Source organism: Pseudomonas sp. GL_103, assembly GCF_057835175.1.
In genome coordinates, this window is record NZ_CM174420.1 from 5,816,071 (window position 1) to 5,835,989 (window position 19,919).

The window sequence follows — 19,919 nt, forward strand, 5'->3', positions numbered from 1 at the left end:
TCACTGGATGCTTCACTGGACAAGAGCGGCGACGATAATGAAATCGATCATTCTGGCAATGGCACTGATTGCGACCGGCGTACACGCAGCGGAGGTGTCCGACGACAATCCGTGCGACAAAGTCGAAAACGACGTCCAGACACTGGAATGCTCGGCCTTCAGCAAAACCACCGCCGAAGACCTGCTCAAGGAAAACCTCCAGGGCCTGACCGAGCGCATGCAGTCGCAGTACGGCAAAACCCCGTCGCAACTGGCCGACATCACCGCCAAGATCAAAGCCGCCCAACAGCAATGGCTGAAGACCCGCGACGCAGACTGCGCCGTCGAAGCCTTCCCGGCCACCGCTGGCAGCAAGGCGCTCACCATTGCCCAGAACGATTGTGTGGCGCGGATGAGCGACGAGCGGTCGGAGTTTTTGGAATCGATTGGGCAGGAATAGTCCTGAATATCCCGCTGAAAGCTGGCACTACCACCAGCTTTCAATCGCCAAAAACCCCTCTTCCCACAAAGCACTCTGATCTGACCTACAGCTTCTGTCCAAAGGCCCTGCTCTGCGGGCTTTTCACGCAACATGCCGACAAATGTTGTTGATGGCCAACCATAAAAATATAAGTAAAGATTCGCAAATCTTATAAAAAACTTATATTCCTCCGCGATGAACGCACCTACTGACATTCAAATCATCAACGACGCCGAAGGCAATCCAGCCTTCGTGGTCATTCCCTATGCACAATACGTGGCGCAGAAAATCGAGCCCGACTTGATCCCCCATGAGGTGGTGAGCCGTATCGTCGATGGCGTTACCCCTATCCGCGCCTGGCGCGAACACTTGAACCTTACCCAGGATGAAGTGGCCAAACGCATGGGCATAACCCAGCCTGCCTTTGCCCAACAGGAAACAGTCGCCAAGCCCCGTAAAGCCACTCGCGAAAAAATCGCTTTGGCGTTTGGCATCACGGCCAGCCAGCTTGAGCTGTAAGCTGCACACCCTCTGTCACTAATGGGATTGAACATGAAAGTCTGCGGCATCGAAATCAAAGGCAGCGAAGCGATCATCGCCGTGGCCACGCTGGACGGTCAGGCGCTGGGCCATGTCGCGCTCGCCACCAAGAAAATTGCCCTGGACGATGACGACGAAGCCGCCAACGTCAAAGTGTTCGCCGCTCAGGTCGCTTCGTTTGTCCGCGAGAATTCCATCGACCGCATTGCGATCAAGAAGCGCAGCAAGAAAGGCGAGTTCGCTGGCGGGCCGACCACCTTCAAGATCGAAGGGGTTTTCCAGTTAGTGGAGAATTGCGAGGTGATGCTGTTGTCACCACAGACCATCAATGCCCAGGCCAAGAAGCACAACTTCGAACTGCCGGGGACGCTGAACAAGTATCAGCATGAGGCTTACAAAGCGGCGTGTTCGGCGTTGGTGAAGAAGTAACTCCAGGCGCCACCGTACAAATGTGGGAGCGGGCTTGCTCGCGAAGGCGGTGGGTCAGTCAATTTAAATGTCGACTGGTACATCGCATTCGCGAGCAAGCCCGCTCCCACAGGGTTATCAGGTGTTCAGGCATTGGCGGTACGCCGGTCCTCCCGCGGGCACCGCTCATACTTCGCCCGATAACTGCGGGTGAAATACGACGGCGATTCAAACCCGCAGGCAATGCTCACTTCCAGCACGCTCATGTCCGTCTGCCGTAGCAACTGCCGGGCCTTTTCCAGCCTTAATCGCAGGTAGAAATTGCTCGGTGTGTCGTTCAGATGCAGGCGAAACAGGCGCTCCAGCTGTCGTCGCGTCACCTTGATCGATTCCGCCAGTTCCAGCGTACTCAAGGGCGGTTCGCTGTGCTGCTCCATCTCGCCGATTACGTGCACCAGTTTCTTGTTGCTGATGCCATAACGGGTGGCGACCTCCATGCGCTGGTGGTCTTTGCGCGGACGAATGCGGCCAAGTACGAATTGTTCGCTGACCTGGATCGCCAGATCGGGGCCGTGGGCCTGGGCGATCAGATCCAGCATCAGGTCAATGGAAGCGGTGCCGCCGGCGGAGGTGATGCGACGGCGGTCGATCTCGAACAGCTCCTGGGTGACGCTGAGCTGTGGATAGGATTCCTTGAAGGCGTCGATGGCTTCCCAGTGCAAGGTCAGGCGATGGCCATCGAGCAGGCCGGCTTCGGCGAGGATGAAGCTGCCGGTGTCGATGGCGCCGAGGGTCACGCCTTCGTTGTCCAGCCGGCGCAGCCAGTGTTCCAGCGCCGGGGTGGTGAACTTCAGGGGTTCGAAACCGGCGACCACCAGCAGTGTCGCGCCTTTCTTGAGCGGCTCCAGAGCCGCATCGGCGTTGACCGACATGCCGTTGCTGGCCAGCACCGCCCCGCCATCGGCGCTCAGCACATGCCAGCGGTACAGCTCGCCGCGAAAGCGATTGGCGACCCGCAACGGCTCGATGGCCGAGATAAATCCGATGGCCGAGAAACCCGGCATCAACAAGAAGTAGAAATCCTGGGACATGGAGCGCACTCGCTTAGCAGGTAACAGGAGGCCAGGTAACGAGAGGGCGGGCAGCGTAGGGAAGTTGATACGCCACTTGCGAGCGGCATTCAAGAGCACAGGTCGCTGCAGTGCAAGAGCTGGTCGCTGCAGTGCGCTTTCATTGGTGCTTTGCTGCGTAACTTGGCATCACCGGCGCATCAGACACCGGAACTCACAATAAACGAACTGCCGAGGAACCTGAGAATGAAACGACTGATCAGCAGCTGTGTTCTTGCACTCAGTGGTACCGCTTTGCTGAGCGCCAGTGTCATGGCCGCCGAACCCGCCGCATGCCAGAACGTGCGCATGGGTGTAGTGAACTGGACCGACGTGATCGCCACCAGTGCCATGACCCAGGTATTGCTCGATGGCCTCGGCTACAGCACCAAACAAACCAGCGCCTCCCAGCAAATCATCTTCGCCGGGATCCGCGACCAGCGTCTGGACCTGTTCCTCGGCTACTGGAACCCGCTGATGACCCAGACCATCACCCCGTTCGTCGACGCCAAGCAGGTCAGGGTGCTTGAAGCGCCAAGCCTGCAGGACGCCCGCGCGACCCTCGCTGTGCCGACCTACCTCGCCGACAAGGGTCTGAAAACCTTCGCTGACATCGCCAAGTTCGAAAAAGAACTGGGCGGCAAGATCTACGGCATCGAGCCTGGCTCGGGCGCCAACACCCAGATCAAGGCGATGATCTCCAAGAACCAGTTTGGCCTCGGCAAGTTCCAGCTGGTCGAGTCCAGTGAAGCCGGCATGCTCGCCGCCGTGGATCGCGCCGTACGTCGCAACGAAGCCGTGGTGTTCTTCGGCTGGGCGCCGCACCCGATGAACGTCAACGTGAAAATGACCTACCTCACCGGCAGTGAAAACGCCCTTGGGCCGGACGAAGGCAAGGCCACCGTGTGGACCGTCACTGCACCGACATACGCCGAACAATGCCCGAACATCGGTCGCCTGCTGAGCAACCTGACGTTCACCGCCGAAGACGAGAGCCGGATGATGCAGCCGCTGCTGGATCACAAGGACGCTTTCGAGTCGGCCAAACAATGGATCAAGGATCACCCGCAGGACAAAAAACGCTGGCTTGAAGGCGTCACCACCTTCGACGGCAAACCGGCCGCTGAAAACCTGAAACTGACCAGTAAATAAGCCCGATTGATTCGCCGAATCGCAGCCCCAACGGGCTGCGAACGGGACTATCACGCCCGGCCAAAACCAAAAACCCGCCTGTAAGGAACCGCCTCATGAACCACGACGTCATCATCACCTGCGCACTCACCGGTGCTGGCGACACGACCGCCAAGAGCCCACACGTGCCGGTCACCCCGAAACAGATCGCCGCTGCCGCCGTGGAAGCCGCCAAGGCCGGCGCCACCGTGGTTCACTGCCATGTGCGTGACCCGCAAACCGGCAAATTCAGCCGTGACGTGGCGCTGTACCGCGAAGTGATGGAGCGCATCCGCGAGGCGGACGTCGACATCATCGTCAACCTCACCGCCGGCATGGGCGGCGACCTGGAGATCGGTGCCGGCGAGAATCCGATGGAATTCGGCCCGAATACCGACCTGGTCGGCCCGTTGACCCGTCTGGCCCACGTCGAAGAACTGCTACCGGAAATCTGCACCCTCGATTGCGGCACCCTGAACTTCGGCGACGGCGACACCATATACGTCTCCACCCCGGCGCAGCTGCGCGCTGGCGCCAAACGCATTCAAGAACTTGGCGTAAAAGCCGAGCTGGAAATCTTCGACACCGGCCACCTGTGGTTCGCCAAGCAGATGATCAAGGAAGGCCTGCTCGACAACCCGTTGTTCCAGCTGTGCCTGGGCATCCCGTGGGGCGCGCCGGCTGACACCACCACCATGAAAGCCATGGTCGACAATCTGCCGGCCGACGCGGTCTGGGCCGGCTTCGGTATCGGTCGCATGCAAATGCCGATGGCGGCGCAAGCGGTGTTGCTCGGCGGCAACGTGCGGGTCGGGCTGGAAGACAACCTGTGGCTGGACAAGGGCGTGCTGGCGACCAACGGCCAACTGGTCGAGCGCGCCACGGAAATCCTCAGCCGCCTCGGCGCCCGCGTCCTGACCCCGGCTGAAGGCCGGGCAAAAATGGGCCTGACCAAGCGCGGTTGACCCCATCACCTTTTCCCACAGTTTTTTCCGAGCCAAATTCAGGAATCGACCATGAGCTTTATCACCGAAATCAAAACCTTCGCAGCGTTAGGCAGCGGTGTCATCGGCAGCGGTTGGGTGTCCCGCGCCCTCGCCCATGGTCTGGATGTGGTGGCCTGGGACCCGGCCCCAGGCGCCGAAGCCGCCTTGCGCAAACGCGTCGCCAATGCCTGGGGCGCGCTGGAGAAACAAGGCCTGGCGCCGGGTGCATCGCAAGATCGCCTGCGCTTTGTAGCGACCATCGAAGAGTGCGTGTGCGATGCAGATTTCATCCAGGAGAGCGCCCCGGAACGGCTGGAGCTGAAACTGGACCTGCACAGCAAAATCAGCGCGGCAGCCAAGCCCAATGCGTTGATCGGTTCCAGCACCTCTGGCCTGCTACCAAGCGAGTTCTACGAGAGCGCCACGCACCCGGAACGCTGCGTGGTCGGTCACCCGTTCAACCCGGTTTACCTGCTGCCGTTGGTGGAAGTGGTCGGCGGTAAAAACACCGCCCCTGAAGCAGTGCAAGCGGCTATGAAGGTCTATGAATCCCTCGGGATGCGCCCGCTGCACGTGCGCAAGGAAGTACCGGGTTTCATCGCCGACCGCCTGCTCGAAGCGCTGTGGCGTGAAGCGCTGCACCTGGTCAACGACGGCGTGGCGACCACCGGCGAAATCGACGATGCCATCCGCTTTGGCGCAGGATTGCGCTGGTCGTTCATGGGCACCTTCCTGACCTACACCCTGGCCGGTGGCGATGCCGGCATGCGCCACTTCATGGCGCAGTTCGGCCCTGCGTTGCAGTTGCCGTGGACCTACCTGCCAGCGCCGGAACTGACCGACAAGCTGATCGACGACGTGGTTGATGGCACCAGCGATCAACTGGGCAAACACAGCATTTCGGCGCTGGAGCGCTATCGTGATGACTGCCTGCTGGCGGTGCTGGAGGCGGTGAAGACCACCAAAGAGAAGCATGGGATGGCCTTCAGCGAGTAACCCCCAGGCTTGGGGCCAGCAGCACTGGCCTCTTCGCGAGCAAGCCCGCTCCCACATTGGAATGCATTCCCCCTGTGGGAGCGGGCTTGCTCGCGAAAGCGGCAGTCCAGTCACCTATTTTCTTGGATCAGTCATCATGCCCACCCTCACCACCTACCAAACCACCATCATCCCCGACTGGGTCGACTACAACGGCCACCTGCGCGACGCCTTCTACCTGCTGATCTTCAGCTACGCCACCGATGCCCTGATGGATCGCCTGGGCCTGGACAGCAACAGCCGCGAGGCCAGCGGCAACTCGCTGTTCACCCTCGAACTGCACCTCAATTACCTGCACGAAGTGAAGCTCGACGCCCAGGTCGAAGTGCACACCCAAATCATCGCCCACGACAACAAGCGCGTGCACCTCTATCACAGCCTGCACCTGGTCGGTGATGCCCAGGAGCTTGCCGGCAATGAACAGATGCTGCTGCACGTGGATCTCGCCGGGCCGCGTTCGGCGCCTTTCAGCGAACTGTCCTTGAGCCGGTTGCAAGCCATCGTCGCCGAACAGGCGGACCTGCCAGCGCCCGACTACATTGGCCGAGTGATCGCATTACCGCCAAAAAAATAACAAGGAGATCGCCATGAACACCGCCGCAGCATTTGCCGACTTTCGTACCTATCCGTTGATCAGCGCGCTGACTGGCGTGCAGACCCTGGCGGACCATGTTCTGGTGAAGTGGGCCGACGATCGCGCCAGCCCTTTCCACCATCAATGGCTGCGGGATAACTGCCCGTGCCCGCAGTGCGTCTACACCGTGACCCGCGAGCAAGTGCTGGAAATCGTCGATGTGGCTCAAGACCTGATACCCGATAACGCCCTTGTAGACAGCGATGGCTGCCTGTCGGTGGATTGGCAGGACGGCCACAGCAGCCGCTTCGACCCCGGCTGGCTACGCGCCCACGCCTATGACGATGAATCCCGCGCCGAACGCCAGGCACGCAAGCCGAAAGCCAGGCTCTGGCACAGCGATTTGCAGTTGCCAGTGTTCGAGTATCAAGCGCTGATGAACGACTCCGACGCCTTGCTGCAATGGTTGTTGGCGGTGCGGGATGTCGGATTGACCCAGGTCCGTGGCGTGCCTACCGAGCCCGGTTCTCTGAAGCTGATCGCCCAGCGGATTTCCTTCGTCCGTGAGAGCAATTTCGGCGTACTGTTCAACGTGCAATCCAAGGCCGACGCCGACAGCAACGCCTACACCGCCTTCAACCTGCCGCTGCACAGCGATTTGCCGACCCGGGAGTTGCAACCGGGGCTGCAATTTTTGCATTGCCTGGTCAATGACGCCGAGGGTGGCGAGAGCATTTTCGTCGACGGTTTTGCCATTGCCGACGCCTTGCGCCGGGAAGATCCCGAATCCTTCAAAAGCCTCTGCGAAATTCCCGTTGAGTTTCGCAACAAGGACCGCCACAGCGATTACCGCTGTCTGGCGCCGATCATTGCCCTGGATGCGTTGGGGCAGGTGTCGGAAATCCGCATGGCAAACTTTCTGCGCGGGCCGTTCGATGCCTCGGTGGAGCAGATGCCCAAGCTGTATCAGGCCTACCGGCGCTTTATCGCGATGACCCGCGAACCTCGATTCAGGTTGATGCAGCGGCTCAACCCCGGCGAGCTGTGGTGCTTCGACAACCGCCGCACCCTGCATGCCCGCAACGCCTTCGACCCCGCCACCGGGGCACGGCACTTCCAGGGCTGCTATGTCGACCGGGATGAGTTGTTGTCGCGGATTCTGGTGTTACAGCGCTAGACCGCGTCATCGTTCTTCGCGAGCAAGCCCGCTCCCACATTCGATCGCATTCCTCTGGGAGAACTCGGTCAACTGTGGGAGCGGGCTTGCTCGCGAAGGCGGTATATCAATCCACACAAAACCCACTGAATCACAGGCAAAAAAAACCCCGATCAAGCCGTGACAGGATCGAGGCAGAGGGTACTGTTGAGGAGCTGCCGTGCGAGGGTGACCAAACCATCGTGAAGCGAGCTGAGTCCAGTGTGCCCACTCCCCCGCGAACCAGGTTAGCCGAAAACGACATGTTCATAACCAATTGAGCCATTGCGACAATTCGCCCTTGCCGACACCCGGCACCCCTACCAGAATCGAACCACGACACCGTTCCCTGAAGAAGGATTGCGTCATGATGCACGCCGATTTGATAGACCAGGAAGACCTGTTGGGCCAGCTCAAGTCGTTGGGGTTCAACGTGCCCAGTGGAGCCACCGCCGAGCAGGCTTGCGAGTGCGTGGTAAGGGGCTTGGACGATGCCCGGGCGTATGAACTTCGCAAGATGGTCAAGGAGATGTACACCAGCAGCGCGACGATCCTGCCGGCAGTGCGCCAGGCCATCGACAAACAATTGCTGCCGGCGTTGTCGGAGTACCAGCAAAGCCATCGCACTTGAGCGTTTGCTAGAGTGTCGGCCTGTTTGGCAACTGCGAGCAAACGCTGATGTTTCGAATCCAACACTGCCAGTCCAGCGAACAAGCGGGCTGGCTGCTTTTGCGTCAGGCCCTCTGGCCGGATGCTTCCGAACAGGAGCATCGGGATGAGATCGGCCACCAGCTGAGCGAGCCGCAACGCTATATCAACTTCATTGCTTACGACTGTCGGGAGCAACCCGTTGGATTGGTCGAAGCCTCATTGCGTCGCGACTACGTAAATGGCACCGACAACTCTCCGGTGGTGTTCCTGGAAGGTATCTACGTAGTGCCCCAGCAGCGGCGCCAAGGCTTGGCCGCACAGCTAATCGAAATTGTGGCGCAATGGGGACGAGAACAGGGCTGCGTACAAATGGCCTCCGACACCGAGCTCGACAATCTGCTGAGCCAGAAGACGCACAAGGCGCTCGGTTTCGAGGAAACCGAGCGCGTCGTATTTTTCAAACGCCAGCTCTGACTAGAGCCTTACACTGGCAAACGTCGACTCATTGCGCGCCTGGCTCAGCGCCGACAACGGCCCGGACAACGGCGACAGCACCAGCGCTTGCGGCAGCGGCATCATCGCCACTTGCTGGGTGGTGTTGGACCCTACGCGCTCGTCACGCGGCGGAATGCCGAAATATTCGCGGTAGCACTTGGAGAAGTGCGGCGTGGACACGAAGCCACACACCGACGCCACTTCGATAATCGACATCGGCGTTTGCTTGAGCAGCTGCCGCGCGCGGATCAGGCGCAGCTTCAGGTAGTAACGCGACGGCGAGCAGTGCAGGTATTTCTGGAACAACCGCTCGAGCTGACGACGGGACACCGCGACATACACCGCCAGTTCGTCCAGGTCGATCGGCTCTTCGAGGTTGGCTTCCATCAATGCGACGATTTCCTGCAACTTCGGCTGGTTGGTGCCGAGCATGTGCTTGAGCGGCACACGCTGGTGATCCTGTTCGTTGCGGATGCGCTCGTAGACGAACATTTCCGAAATGGCCGCCGACAGCTCACGACCGTGATCGCGGCTGATCAAGTGCAGCATCATGTCCAGCGGCGCGGTGCCGCCGGAGCTGGTGAAACGGTTACGGTCGAGGGTGAACAAGCGGGTACTCATCGCTACACGCGGGAAAGCTTCCTGCATCGCCGCCAGGCATTCCCAGTGCACGCTGCAATCAAAACCGTCGAGCAGGCCGGCGCAGGCCAGGGCCCAGCTGCCGGTGCACACCGCACCGAGGCGGCGGGACTGGCGGGCCTGGCTTTGCAGCCATGACACGTGTTCGCGGGTAACAGTGCGCTGGATGCCGATGCCGCCGCAGACGATGACGGTGTCCATTGGCGGGGCTTTGTGCATGGAAGCGTCGGGGGTGATCTGCAGGCCGTCACTGGCCCATACCTGGCCGCCGTCGACGGTGAGGGTGGTCCAGCGATACAGCTCGCGACCGGACAACTGGTTGGCCATGCGCAGGGGTTCCACTGCGGAGGCCAGAGAAATCAGCGTGAAATTGTCCAGCAGCAGAAAGCCGATGGATTGAGGCGCACGGTTCTGGGGTTGGGCCCCGGAGTTGAACGTCGTCATCGCGGTATCTCCTCACACAAAGCGGGTGATGGCCTCAGGCGGAGGCTCTTTTTATTGCCATCGTTCTCGCGTGGGAGACGGGCTTTGTAATGACAGAGCAATTGCCATGCCTAAATTTGAATGCGCGTTCAATAACTCCTAAAAACGACGTCGGAATGTGTCTATATATGTCTTGCAAGGCAGGGGGATTTAAATGGCCATCAGGACTGGCAAGCGCCCCGGTCCACAAGCTGTGAGCAATTCGGTAGCACTTGTGGGAACGGCGTTGCGCCGTGATGGAAAGGAGTGTCACCGCAGGCACGGGTGACAGGCGGTCGAAGGCCGATTGGCCCTCGATCAGTGGCAAGACGATTTATCTGTGAACGACGCGCCAAAAGGTGGCGCGCTTTAATCCGGGTGTTCACTTAGCGCGCAGTTTTGACTGGTCTGGCGCTATCGCGAGCAAGCTCGCTCCCACAGGGATCGAGGTGAACACAATTTTTGTGACCGACGCAAAACTGTGGGAGCGAGCTTGCTCGCGATGGAATCGACGCGGTCTCAGCACTCCACCGCGCTAACCGCCAACCCACCCCGCGATGTCTCCTTATATTTGTCATGCATATCGGCACCGGTATCGCGCATGGTGCGGATCACCCGATCCAGCGAAATGAAATGCTGACCATCACCGCGCAATGCCATCTGTGCGGCATTGATCGCTTTGACCGCGGCAATCGCGTTGCGCTCGATGCACGGCACCTGGACCAATCCACCCACCGGGTCGCAGGTCAGGCCGAGGTTGTGCTCCAGACCGATCTCCGCCGCGTTGCACAGTTGCTCTGGAGTGGCACCAAGGATTTCCGCCAGCCCGGCTGCCGCCATGGCGCAGGCCGAACCGACTTCGCCCTGGCAACCGACTTCGGCACCGGAGATCGAGGCGTTCTTCTTGCACAGGATTCCCACCGCCGCCGCGCTGAGGAAGTAGTCGACGACATTGGCGTCGGTCACGGCCTCGCTGAATTTCATGAAGTAGTGCAGCACCGCCGGAATGATCCCCGCCGCGCCGTTGGTCGGTGCCGTGACCATGCGCCCGCCGGCGGCGTTTTCTTCGTTGACCGCCAGGGCGAACAGGTTGACCCATTCCATGGCGCTCAAGGTCGAGCCGATCACGTTGGGTTTGTTCAGCTCCTGCAGGCTGCGATGCAGCTTGGCCGCGCGGCGGCGCACATTCAGCCCGCCGGGCAGGATGCCTTCGTGTTTGAGGCCCTGTTCGACGCAATCCTGCATGGCGCGCCAGAGCTTCATCAGGCCACTGCGGATTTCCTCTTCGCTGCGCCACACCCTCTCGTTAGCCATCATTAATTCAGCTACGCGCAGATTGTGCTTTTTACACAACTCCAGCAGCTCGGCCGCACTGGAAAAGTCATAAGGCAACACAGTGCGGTCGAGGTCGACGACACCGCTGGAGGCCTGAGCCTCATCGACGACAAAACCGCCGCCAACCGAATAGTAGGTGTCGCGATACAACTCGCCGTCATCACCCTCGACAATCAGGGTCATGGCGTTGGGGTGGAATGGCAGGTTCTCGTCGATCAGGCGCATGTCCCGGGCCCAGATGAAGGGCACCGGCAAGCGACCGTCGAGCAGCAGCGTATCGGTCTCGCGCAGGGTGGCGATGCGGATGCCGATTTGCGACGGATCGATCGCATCCGGCCACTCGCCCATCAGGCCCATGATCACAGCATTGTCGCTGCCATGGCCGATACCGGTGGCCGACAACGAGCCGAACAGCTGGACTTCGACACGCCGCACCTGCTCAAGCAGCCCGCGCTCACGCAGGCCCTGCACAAACAACGCCGCCGCCCGCATGGGCCCCACGGTGTGTGAACTGGAAGGGCCGATGCCGATTTTGAACAGGTCGAAAACACTGATAGCCATTACTGCCGAACTCCTGGATGGGCCCACTGCGCACGCGAAAGCGCACGGTGACGGAGCTGCTACGCTCAAGCTGCAATCCGCCGAGATGACCGCATCATCAAGCTTTTATCCAGTTGTTCGACGTCTCTAACCGACGCACTCATGCCCACCAGCGCCGCGTGTCTTTTACGCTGTGTTTTCGCCGTTTTTTTGCGGTTCAGAGGGGGAAATCGGGCTGAAAAAATCTGTAAACGACGTCACCGACACTGGATGCGACCATCCCTGTACTGGATACGACGCACCCTGTAGGCGTCAGATTTTCACTGGTACATGATCATATCGACTCGATTGCAAGGCGCCGTGGTAGAGCTGTCTCCAGAACGCCATCCAACCGCAACCTATAAGTGCGGTGGTCCAGTCGGAACACTGCCAAAAAAAACACCAAGGAGTCCATCCATGAAAGGTTCCCCGTCGTTGTTGTTGGCCGCCATGCTTAGTCTGCCGGTTCTGGCGCAAGCCGCAGAACCGGCGCAGTGCAATACCGTAAACTTCTCCGATGTCGGCTGGACCGACATCACCGCGACTACCGCGACCACCAGCGTCGTGCTCAACGCCCTCGGCTACAAGACCAAGACCACCATGATTTCCGTGCCCGTGACCTACAAGTCCCTGGCCGACGGCAAGAACATGGACGTGTTCCTGGGCAACTGGATGCCGACCATGGAAAACGACATCAAGGCCTACCGCGATGCCGGCACCGTGGAAACCGTGCGCACCAACCTCAAGGGCGCCAAGTACACCCTCGCCGTCCCTCAGGCGCTGTACGACAAGGGCCTGCATGACTTCGCCGACATCGCCAAATTCAAGAAAGAGCTCGACGGCAAGATCTACGGCATCGAGCCTGGCAACGACGGCAATCGTCTGATCCAGAGCATGATCGACAAGGATGCCTTCGGCCTGAAGACGGCCGGTTTCAAAGTCGTCGAATCCTCCGAAGCCGGCATGCTGTCGCAGGTCGACCGCGCGCAGAAACGCGACACCGCCGTGGTGTTCCTCGGCTGGGCGCCGCACCCGATGAACAAGCGCTTCAAGATTCAATACCTGACCGGTGGCGATGACTTCTTCGGCCCGGACTTCGGTGCCGCCACCGTGGCGACCAACACCCGCAAGGGTTACGCCCAGGAGTGCAGCAACGTTGGTCAGTTGCTGAAGAACCTGGAGTTCACCGTCGACATGGAAAGCGAACTGATGGGCAACATCCTGGACGACAAGATGAAGCCTGACGCGGCCGCCAAGGCCTGGCTGAAAAAGAATCCACAGGTGCTCGATACCTGGCTCGCTGGCGTGACCACCATTGACGGTAAACCTGGCCTGGAGGCCGTGAAAGCCAAACTGACGCCTTGAATTAGGGAGCATCGCTTATGCCGGACGGCCCACGCCGTCCGGGCTGTTTATTTCCTTGCATGCGGACGTTCACTACCATGCTGATTGATCAGAAAATACCCCTAGGCCAGTACATCGCAGGCTTCGTTGAATGGTTGACGCAACACGGCGCCAACACCTTCGACGCCATCGCCGTGACACTGGAAACGATGATCCACGGCGTGACGTTTGCGCTGACCTGGTTCAACCCGCTGGCATTGATCGGCCTGATCGCACTGCTCGCCCACTTCATCCAGCGCAAATGGGGCCTGACCGCCTTTGTCGTTGCCTCCTTCCTGCTGATCCTCAATCTGGGGTACTGGCAGGAAACCATGGAAACCCTCGCCCAGGTGCTGTTCGCCACCCTGGTTTGCGTGGTCATCGGCGTGCCGCTGGGCATCGTCGCCGCGCACAAGCCGATGTTCTATACTTTAATGCGTCCGGTACTCGATCTGATGCAGACCGTACCGACCTTCGTGTACCTCATTCCTACCCTCACCCTCTTCGGGCTGGGTGTGGTCCCGGGCCTGATCTCCACGGTGGTGTTCGCGATTGCCGCGCCCATCCGCCTGACCTACCTGGGTATCCGCGATGTTCCGGAAGAATTGATGGACGCCGGCAAGGCCTTTGGCTGCTCGCGACGTCAGCTGCTCTCGCGAATCGAACTGCCCCACGCCATGCCAAGCATCGCGGCCGGTATCACCCAGTGCATCATGCTGTCCCTTTCGATGGTGGTGATTGCGGCACTGGTGGGCGCCGATGGCCTGGGCAAACCGGTGGTCAACGCACTGAATACCGCTGATATCGCCTTGGGCTTTGAAGCTGGCCTGGCGATCGTACTGCTGGCGATCATGCTCGACCGTATCTGCAAACAACCCGACGCCAAAGTAGGGGGTGACGCATGAGCATTATTCGCTTCGATAACGTTGACGTTATCTTCTCCAAGGATCCACGCGAGGCCCTCAAGCTGCTGGATCAAGGCATGACCCGTAACGAGATCCTGAAAAAGACCGGGCAGATCGTGGGGGTCGAAAAGGCCAGCCTGGATGTCGAAAAAGGTGAAATCTGCGTACTGATGGGCCTGTCCGGCTCCGGCAAGTCCAGCCTGCTGCGCTGCATCAACGGCCTCAACACCGTCAGCCGCGGCAAGCTGTTCGTCGAGCACGAAGGCAAGCAGATCGACATTGCCTCGTGCACGCCGGCAGAACTGAAAATGATGCGCACCAAGCGCATCGCGATGGTGTTCCAGAAGTTTGCCCTGATGCCTTGGCTGACGGTGCGCGAGAACATCAGCTTCGGCCTGGAAATGCAGGGTCGGCCCGAGAAGGAACGCCGCAAACTGGTGGACGACAAGCTTGAGCTGGTGGGCCTGACCCAGTGGCGCAACAAGAAACCCAACGAGCTGTCCGGTGGTATGCAACAACGCGTGGGCCTGGCCCGTGCACTGGCGATGGACGCCGACATTCTGCTGATGGACGAACCGTTCTCGGCACTCGACCCGCTGATCCGCCAGGGCCTGCAAGACGAACTGCTGGAACTGCAACGCAAGCTGCACAAGACCATCGTCTTCGTCAGCCACGATCTTGATGAAGCGCTGAAACTCGGCAGCCGTATCGCGATCATGAAGGACGGCCGGATCATCCAGTACAGCAAGCCGGAAGAAATCGTCCTCAACCCTGCGGACGATTACGTGCGGACCTTCGTGGCCCACACCAACCCGCTGAACGTGTTGTGCGGCCGCAGCCTGATGCGCAGCCTGGACAACTGCAAACGCATCAACGGTTCGGTGTGCCTGGATCCAGGTGGCGATTCGTGGCTGGACCTGGCCGAGGGCAACACCATCAAGGGCGCTCGCCAGAACGGCTCTGCGCTGGACTTGCAGAACTGGGTACCGGGTCAGGCCGTTGAAGGCCTGGGTCGTCGACCAACCTTGGTGGACTCGAACATCGGCATGCGCGATGCGCTGCAGATTCGTTATCAGACCGGCAACAAACTGGTGCTGCACGATAACAACCACGTGGTGGGGATTCTTGGCGACAGCGAGCTGTATCACGCACTGCTCGGCAAGAACCTGGGGTAAGGCAACAGATGCAAAAACGCCGCGAGAGAATCGCGGCGTTTTTGTTTATGGGGGACATCGGGTAATGCAGCTTTGATGCTGATGGCCCCTTCGCGAGCAAGCCCGCTCCCACAGGGGAATGCATTCCAAATGTGGGAGCGGGCTTGCTCGCGAAGAATGCGACGCGGTGTTACTGAATCACCGCGTCACTCACACCTTAGCTATAAACCCGGCCGAGGAGCTGCCGATGGCTTTCAAACTGATCGAGCACGTCGCGGGTGATCTGATCCTGGGTGAAGCCCATCAAATCGTAGTCCTGGCTACCGTTGTGCAGGTACACCTCCGCACGGTAGTAACGCTGACGCTCCTCGTCGGACTGAGCCGATTCGGTCGGCGTGGCCAGGTAGCCGTCCAGGCTCACTTCGTAGACAAAAGGGTTGCCCTCTTCCATCTCGACCCGTACGCCCATGCAACGCTTGGACTTGCCCAGCAGTGTCTGTACTTGCAGGCCCTGAGTACGCATTTGCGCCGTCGCATCTTCCAGCGCCGGGCTCACGTGCTTGTCCATGAAGCGCTGCACCACCGACTGGCTCGGTTGCAGGTCCAGTTGGGTCAAGCGCTCACTGAAACCACGGCGACCGCGTGCAGCCAATTCCGCTTGCTCCTGTTCGATCTGCACGTCCTGGCGCATGGCCTTGTGCAAGCCGAACATGAAGAACACCAGCACCACCGAGAACGGCAGACCGGCCAGCACCACCATGGTTTGCATGGCTTCGAAGTTGCCGGCGAACAGCAGGCCGATGGTCACCAGGGTGATCACCGCCGACCAGAAGATCCGCAGCCAGTGCGGCGCGTCTTCGTCGACGTTGCCGCCCTTGCACGAAAGGTTGGCCATCATCACCGCGCCGGAGTCCGCCGGGGTCAGGAACAGCACGAAACCGACAAAGATCGACACGCCGATCACGACTTTCGACGCCGGGTAATGCTCAAGCAACTGGTAGATCGCCATGGACGGCTGTTCCAGCGCCGTCTTCCCGAGCTCCACCGCCCCATGGTTCATCACCAGGTCCAAAGCCGAGTTACCGAAGATCGACAGCCACGCCAGGGTGAAACCCAGCGGAATCAGCAGCACGCCGGCTACCAGTTCGCGCACGCTGCGACCACGGGAAATACGCGCGATGAACATCCCCACGAATGGCGCCCAGGAAATCCACCAGGCCCAGTAGAACAGGGTCCACAGGCCCAGCCAGCGGTCGGACTTCTCACTGTCGCCTTCGTACACATAGAGGTCGAAAGTCTTCAGCACCACGCCGTTCAGGTAGTCACCGACGTTCTGTACGAAGCCGTTGAGCAGGTGCAAGGTCGGGCCGAACAACAGCACGAAAATCAGCAGGCCGCTAAACAGCACGATGTTCAGGTTGGACAGACGACGGATGCCGTTTTCCACTCCCGACACAGCGGCGATAGTCGCCACGGTACTCATCACGATGATCACGATCAGCAGGTTGGTGTTGCTGTGTTCCATGCCGAACAGGTTTTCCAGCCCCGACGACACTTGCAGCGAACCAATCCCCAGGTTCGTCACCAGCCCCAGCAGGGTCACGAACATGCCAAAGCCGTCCACCGCATGCCCGGCCGCGCCCTTGACCCAACGCTCGCCCACCAGCGGATACAACGCCGAACGCAACGCCAGCGGCTGGTTATGACGGTAAGCAAAGTAGGCAACGGCCAGACCGACCAGCGCGTAAATCGCCCAGCCGTGCAGTCCCCAGTGCAGGAACGTCAGCTGAACCGCCTGACGGGCGGCAAGGTTGCTACCGGCCACGCCTTCCGGCGGATTGAAGTAGTGGTCCAGCGGCTCCGACGCGCCGAAGTACAGCAGCGAGATGCCGATACCCGACGAGAACAGCATCCCCGCCCAGGCACCGTAGCTGAAGTCCGGGGTGTCGTCCTTGCTGCCGAGCTTGAGTTTGCCGTAGGACGAAAACGCCAGGCCGACGACAAAAATCAGGTAGGCGGCAATCACCACCATGTAGTACCAGCCGAAGCTGCGGGACAACCAGGCTTGCGCCGTACCAAGCATTCTGCCGGCCTCTTGCGGGGCGATGATCAGAATGGCGGTCAACAACAGAATCAACGCGGTAGAGGTGTAGAACACCCAACCGTTGACCGTCACCTTCTCGGGTGGGGTCTTTATTAGCGAGGCAGAACTCATGGCACAGATGCTCCGGGCAGTGCGAGAGAAGAACGCAAGGCAAACGAGTTACCCGACCAATCGGTTAGTGGGCAGCCGACCGGCGGGTGATATAAAGACAGCCCGAAAAAAGCCCGAAACCCCTGGAGCGCCGCAGCGCGTAGGTTTCGAGCAGTTTCGGAAGTCGTTTTTTCCGCCACTGCACGTAGGAAAATTCACAAGCAGCGACGATTTGTCGCAGATCTTATTCTTTGTTGATTGAACGTTCAATCAAAACAAAATAGACTGGCCTTCAACCCGGTAGCCGTCGTACGCCCACCGGAAGGCCTAAGGAGATGTGCAAGATGCCCAAGGTCGGTATGCAACCCATCCGTCGCCAGCAATTGATCGAAGCCACTTTGCAGGCCGTCGATCAGGTCGGAATGGGGGACGCCAGCATTGCGCTGATCGCCCGTTTGGCCGGTGTCTCGAATGGCATCATCAGTCACTACTTTCGGGACAAGAACGGCCTGATTGCCGCCACCATGGGGTACCTGATGACCGTTCTGAGCGAGAACGTCACCCTGCGCCGACAGGCGCTGACAGATGACAGCCCGCGGGCGCATCTGCAGGTGATCATCGAGGGCAACTTCGACGCCAGCCAGGTCAATGGCCCGGCAATGAAAACCTGGCTGGCCTTCTGGGCCACCAGCATGCACCAGCCGTCTTTGCACAGGTTGCAGCGGATCAACGATCACCGTCTGTATTCCAACCTGTGCTGCCAGTTCCGCCGCGTGCTGCCGCTCAATGATGCGCGCAGTGCCGCCCGAGGCCTGGCAGCGTTGATCGACGGCTTGTGGTTGCGCGGCGCGCTGTCGGGAGATGCTTTCGACACCGGGCAGGCGCAACAGATTGCTTACGAATACATGGATACCCAACTGGCCAAGCGGGTGAGTTAGAGCACACATAAACGCTCAACCACCGAACCGCGCCAGCCACTTAATACTCTTGCGAGGACTTTATGGCCCGTTTCGAACTGCAAAAACTCTACATCGATGGCGCGTACAGCGACGCCAGCAGCGACGCCACTTTCGAAGCCATCAACCCGGCTAACGGTGAAGTTCTCGCAAAAGTGCAACGTGCGACCAAGGAAGACGTCGAACGCGCCGTCGTCAGCGCCGAAAAGGGCCAGAAGATCTGGGCCGCCATGACCGCCATGGAGCGTTCGCGCATCCTGCGTCGCGCCGTGGAAATCCTGCGCGAGCGCAACGACGAACTGGCCGCCCTGGAAACCCTGGACACCGGCAAGGCCTACTCCGAAACCCGCTACGTCGACATCGTCACCGGCGCTGACGTGCTGGAGTACTACGCAGGCCTGGTACCGGCCATCGAAGGCGAGCAGATTCCACTGCGCACCACTTCGTTCGTCTACACCCGTCGCGAACCGCTGGGCGTCGTGGCCGGTATCGGCGCGTGGAACTACCCGATCCAGATCGCCCTGTGGAAATCCGCGCCAGCCCTGGCCGCCGGTAACGCGATGATCTTCAAGCCAAGTGAAGTCACCTCGCTGACCACCCTGAAACTGGCTGAGATCTACACCGAAGCCGGCGTGCCAAACGGTGTGTTCAACGTCCTGACCGGCAGCGGCCGTGAAGTCGGCACCTGGCTGACCGAGCACCCGCGCATCGAGAAAGTCTCGTTCACCGGCGGCACCGACACCGGCAAGAAAGTCATGGCCAGCGCCTCGAGCTCTTCGCTCAAGGACGTGACCATGGAACTGGGCGGCAAATCCCCGCTGATCATCTGCGACGACGCCGACCTCGATCGCGCCGCCGACACCGCGATGATGGCCAACTTCTACAGCTCCGGTCAGGTCTGCACCAACGGCACTCGTGTGTTCGTTCCGGCCCACCTGAAAGCCGCTTTCGAAGCCAAGATCGCTGAGCGCGTTGCACGCATCCGCATCGGCAACCCGGAAGACGAAAACACCAACTTCGGTCCGCTGGTCAGCTTTGCGCACATGGAAAGCGTGCTGGGCTACATCGCCAAGGGCAAGGAAGAAGGTGCCCGCCTGCTGTGCGGCGGTGAGCGCCTGACCGACGGCGAATTCGCCAAGGGTGCGTTCGTGGCTCCGACCGTGTTCACCGACTGCACCGACGACATGACCATCGTGCGTGAAGAAATCTTTGGCCCGGTGATGGCGATCCTGTCCTACGAAACCGAGGAAGAAGTGATCCGCCGCGCCAACGACACCGACTTCGGCCTGGCCGCCGGTATCGTCACCAAGGACCTGAACCGCGCCCACCGCGTGATTCATCAGCTGGAAGCCGGTATCTGCTGGATCAACGCCTGGGGCGAGTCCGACGCGAAGATGCCGGTTGGCGGCTACAAGCAGTCGGGTGTCGGCCGTGAGAACGGCATCAGCTCGCTGAACAACTTCACCCGCATCAAATCGGTACAGGTCGAGCTGGGCGATTACGTCTCGGTGTTCTAAGACCCGAGACCTGTATTGCTCGCGAGCGCCTCTTCGCGAGCAAGCCCGCTCCCACAAGAGGCCAGTGGCGGACACAGATCCTGTGTACACCAGAGATCAAATGTGGGAGCGGGTTTGCTCGCGAATCGAGTGCGCAGCACTCGCCATGGCCTGACCTGACCAACATCAAAGA

At 60.1% G+C, this 19,919-nt stretch carries 19 protein-coding genes; 15 read left to right on the top strand and 4 right to left on the bottom strand.

Translation table 11 applies throughout. From position 1 onward, the window contains the following. The first annotated feature begins 37 nt into the window (after positions 1-37). From AC3IP0_RS26260 to AC3IP0_RS26270, 3 genes are all read left to right on the top strand, one after another. Positions 38-439, top strand: a complete 402-nt coding sequence (locus AC3IP0_RS26260) for a lysozyme inhibitor LprI family protein (RefSeq protein WP_489317490.1) — start codon at positions 38-40, stop codon at positions 437-439. A gap of 216 nt (positions 440-655) precedes the next feature. Next, positions 656-979 carry a helix-turn-helix domain-containing protein gene (locus tag AC3IP0_RS26265; protein WP_489317491.1) on the top strand — a complete coding sequence of 108 codons (324 nt, stop codon included), beginning with the start codon at positions 656-658 and terminating at the stop codon, positions 977-979. Positions 980-1,012: 33 nt separating this feature from the next. Continuing rightward, the gene (locus AC3IP0_RS26270) at positions 1,013-1,429 is read left to right on the top strand and encodes a DUF3010 family protein (RefSeq protein ID WP_489317492.1); all 417 of its coding nucleotides are present in this window, start codon (positions 1,013-1,015) and stop codon (positions 1,427-1,429) included. A gap of 125 nt (positions 1,430-1,554) precedes the next feature. On the opposite strand, the gene AC3IP0_RS26275 is transcribed toward AC3IP0_RS26270, so the two are convergent. After that, positions 1,555-2,499 (bottom strand): GlxA family transcriptional regulator, encoded by a 945-nt coding sequence (locus tag AC3IP0_RS26275; protein WP_489317493.1) that lies wholly within the window; start codon positions 2,497-2,499, stop codon positions 1,555-1,557. Between the two features lie 225 nt (positions 2,500-2,724). On the opposite strand from AC3IP0_RS26275, the gene AC3IP0_RS26280 reads away from it, so the two are divergent. From AC3IP0_RS26280 to aac(6'), 7 genes are all read left to right on the top strand, one after another. Continuing rightward, positions 2,725-3,669, top strand: a complete 945-nt coding sequence (locus tag AC3IP0_RS26280; RefSeq protein ID WP_489317494.1) for a choline ABC transporter substrate-binding protein — start codon at positions 2,725-2,727, stop codon at positions 3,667-3,669. A 95-nt stretch (positions 3,670-3,764) separates the two neighbouring features. After that, the gene (cdhC, locus tag AC3IP0_RS26285) at positions 3,765-4,652 is read left to right on the top strand and encodes a 3-dehydrocarnitine:acetyl-CoA trimethylamine transferase CdhC (protein WP_007994462.1); all 888 of its coding nucleotides are present in this window, start codon (positions 3,765-3,767) and stop codon (positions 4,650-4,652) included. 51 nt (positions 4,653-4,703) lie between these two features. Continuing rightward, the gene (locus AC3IP0_RS26290; protein ID WP_489317495.1) at positions 4,704-5,669 is read left to right on the top strand and encodes an L-carnitine dehydrogenase; all 966 of its coding nucleotides are present in this window, start codon (positions 4,704-4,706) and stop codon (positions 5,667-5,669) included. Positions 5,670-5,805: 136 nt separating this feature from the next. Continuing rightward, positions 5,806-6,282 carry a thioesterase family protein gene (locus AC3IP0_RS26295; RefSeq protein WP_489317496.1) on the top strand — a complete coding sequence of 159 codons (477 nt, stop codon included), beginning with the start codon at positions 5,806-5,808 and terminating at the stop codon, positions 6,280-6,282. Between the two features lie 13 nt (positions 6,283-6,295). Further along, complete coding sequence (locus tag AC3IP0_RS26300; RefSeq protein WP_489317497.1) at positions 6,296-7,459, top strand: gamma-butyrobetaine dioxygenase; 1,164 nt, start codon at positions 6,296-6,298, stop codon at positions 7,457-7,459. A gap of 385 nt (positions 7,460-7,844) precedes the next feature. After that, complete coding sequence (locus AC3IP0_RS26305) at positions 7,845-8,108, top strand: hypothetical protein (protein WP_223532922.1); 264 nt, start codon at positions 7,845-7,847, stop codon at positions 8,106-8,108. Between the two features lie 47 nt (positions 8,109-8,155). Further along, positions 8,156-8,602: an aminoglycoside 6'-N-acetyltransferase gene (gene aac(6'), locus AC3IP0_RS26310; protein WP_489319826.1), complete on the top strand. Its 447-nt coding sequence runs from the start codon at positions 8,156-8,158 to the stop codon at positions 8,600-8,602. Here the strand turns inward: aac(6') and gbdR are convergent, their stop codons facing one another. Together gbdR and AC3IP0_RS26320 are read right to left on the bottom strand one after the other, a co-directional pair. Next, a complete protein-coding gene (gene gbdR / locus AC3IP0_RS26315; protein ID WP_007975492.1) occupies positions 8,603-9,706 on the bottom strand; it encodes a choline metabolism transcriptional regulator GbdR in 1,104 nt (367 codons plus the stop codon). A gap of 537 nt (positions 9,707-10,243) precedes the next feature. Continuing rightward, positions 10,244-11,620, bottom strand: coding sequence for an L-serine ammonia-lyase (locus tag AC3IP0_RS26320; protein WP_489317498.1), 1,377 nt, complete (start codon positions 11,618-11,620; stop codon positions 10,244-10,246). Between the two features lie 435 nt (positions 11,621-12,055). Here AC3IP0_RS26320 and AC3IP0_RS26325 point away from each other — a divergent pair, with 435 nt between their 5' ends. The 3 genes from AC3IP0_RS26325 (at position 12,056) to choV (ending at position 15,101) form a co-directional block, all read left to right on the top strand. After that, complete coding sequence (locus tag AC3IP0_RS26325) at positions 12,056-13,003, top strand: choline ABC transporter substrate-binding protein (RefSeq protein ID WP_489317499.1); 948 nt, start codon at positions 12,056-12,058, stop codon at positions 13,001-13,003. A 77-nt stretch (positions 13,004-13,080) separates the two neighbouring features. Next, the gene (gene choW, locus AC3IP0_RS26330; protein WP_095944879.1) at positions 13,081-13,926 is read left to right on the top strand and encodes a choline ABC transporter permease subunit; all 846 of its coding nucleotides are present in this window, start codon (positions 13,081-13,083) and stop codon (positions 13,924-13,926) included. Further along, positions 13,923-15,101: a choline ABC transporter ATP-binding protein gene (gene choV, locus AC3IP0_RS26335; RefSeq protein WP_489317500.1), complete on the top strand. Its 1,179-nt coding sequence runs from the start codon at positions 13,923-13,925 to the stop codon at positions 15,099-15,101. Before choW ends, choV begins: the two co-directional genes overlap by 4 nt. Positions 15,102-15,297: 196 nt before the next feature. On the opposite strand, the gene AC3IP0_RS26340 is transcribed toward choV, so the two are convergent. Further along, positions 15,298-17,238, bottom strand: coding sequence for a BCCT family transporter (locus AC3IP0_RS26340; protein ID WP_489319827.1), 1,941 nt, complete (start codon positions 17,236-17,238; stop codon positions 15,298-15,300). Between the two features lie 380 nt (positions 17,239-17,618). Here AC3IP0_RS26340 and betI point away from each other — a divergent pair, with 380 nt between their 5' ends. Then, positions 17,619-18,212 (top strand): transcriptional regulator BetI, encoded by a 594-nt coding sequence (gene betI / locus AC3IP0_RS26345; RefSeq protein WP_489317501.1) that lies wholly within the window; start codon positions 17,619-17,621, stop codon positions 18,210-18,212. Positions 18,213-18,274: 62 nt separating this feature from the next. Continuing rightward, complete coding sequence (gene betB / locus AC3IP0_RS26350; protein ID WP_057712979.1) at positions 18,275-19,747, top strand: betaine-aldehyde dehydrogenase; 1,473 nt, start codon at positions 18,275-18,277, stop codon at positions 19,745-19,747. Positions 19,748-19,919 lie beyond the last annotated feature (172 nt).

What these genes read in the sequence shown, in the direction of transcription:
- AC3IP0_RS26280 (WP_489317494.1), top strand. Translation starts at nt 2,725, where the DNA reads ATGAAACGACTGATCAGCAGCTGTGTTCTTGCACTCAGTGGTACCGCT.
- AC3IP0_RS26260 (WP_489317490.1), top strand. Translation starts at nt 38, where the DNA reads ATGAAATCGATCATTCTGGCAATGGCACTGATTGCGACCGGCGTACAC.
- AC3IP0_RS26320 (WP_489317498.1), bottom strand. Translation starts at nt 11,620, where the DNA reads ATGGCTATCAGTGTTTTCGACCTGTTCAAAATCGGCATCGGCCCTTCC.
- betB (WP_057712979.1), top strand. Translation starts at nt 18,275, where the DNA reads ATGGCCCGTTTCGAACTGCAAAAACTCTACATCGATGGCGCGTACAGC.
- gbdR (WP_007975492.1), bottom strand. Translation starts at nt 9,706, where the DNA reads ATGACGACGTTCAACTCCGGGGCCCAACCCCAGAACCGTGCGCCTCAA.
- AC3IP0_RS26295 (WP_489317496.1), top strand. Translation starts at nt 5,806, where the DNA reads ATGCCCACCCTCACCACCTACCAAACCACCATCATCCCCGACTGGGTC.
- choV (WP_489317500.1), top strand. Translation starts at nt 13,923, where the DNA reads ATGAGCATTATTCGCTTCGATAACGTTGACGTTATCTTCTCCAAGGAT.
- AC3IP0_RS26270 (WP_489317492.1), top strand. Translation starts at nt 1,013, where the DNA reads ATGAAAGTCTGCGGCATCGAAATCAAAGGCAGCGAAGCGATCATCGCC.
- AC3IP0_RS26265 (WP_489317491.1), top strand. Translation starts at nt 656, where the DNA reads ATGAACGCACCTACTGACATTCAAATCATCAACGACGCCGAAGGCAAT.
- cdhC (WP_007994462.1), top strand. Translation starts at nt 3,765, where the DNA reads ATGAACCACGACGTCATCATCACCTGCGCACTCACCGGTGCTGGCGAC.
- AC3IP0_RS26305 (WP_223532922.1), top strand. Translation starts at nt 7,845, where the DNA reads ATGATGCACGCCGATTTGATAGACCAGGAAGACCTGTTGGGCCAGCTC.
- choW (WP_095944879.1), top strand. Translation starts at nt 13,081, where the DNA reads ATGCTGATTGATCAGAAAATACCCCTAGGCCAGTACATCGCAGGCTTC.
- AC3IP0_RS26290 (WP_489317495.1), top strand. Translation starts at nt 4,704, where the DNA reads ATGAGCTTTATCACCGAAATCAAAACCTTCGCAGCGTTAGGCAGCGGT.
- AC3IP0_RS26275 (WP_489317493.1), bottom strand. Translation starts at nt 2,499, where the DNA reads ATGTCCCAGGATTTCTACTTCTTGTTGATGCCGGGTTTCTCGGCCATC.
- AC3IP0_RS26325 (WP_489317499.1), top strand. Translation starts at nt 12,056, where the DNA reads ATGAAAGGTTCCCCGTCGTTGTTGTTGGCCGCCATGCTTAGTCTGCCG.
- AC3IP0_RS26300 (WP_489317497.1), top strand. Translation starts at nt 6,296, where the DNA reads ATGAACACCGCCGCAGCATTTGCCGACTTTCGTACCTATCCGTTGATC.
- betI (WP_489317501.1), top strand. Translation starts at nt 17,619, where the DNA reads ATGCCCAAGGTCGGTATGCAACCCATCCGTCGCCAGCAATTGATCGAA.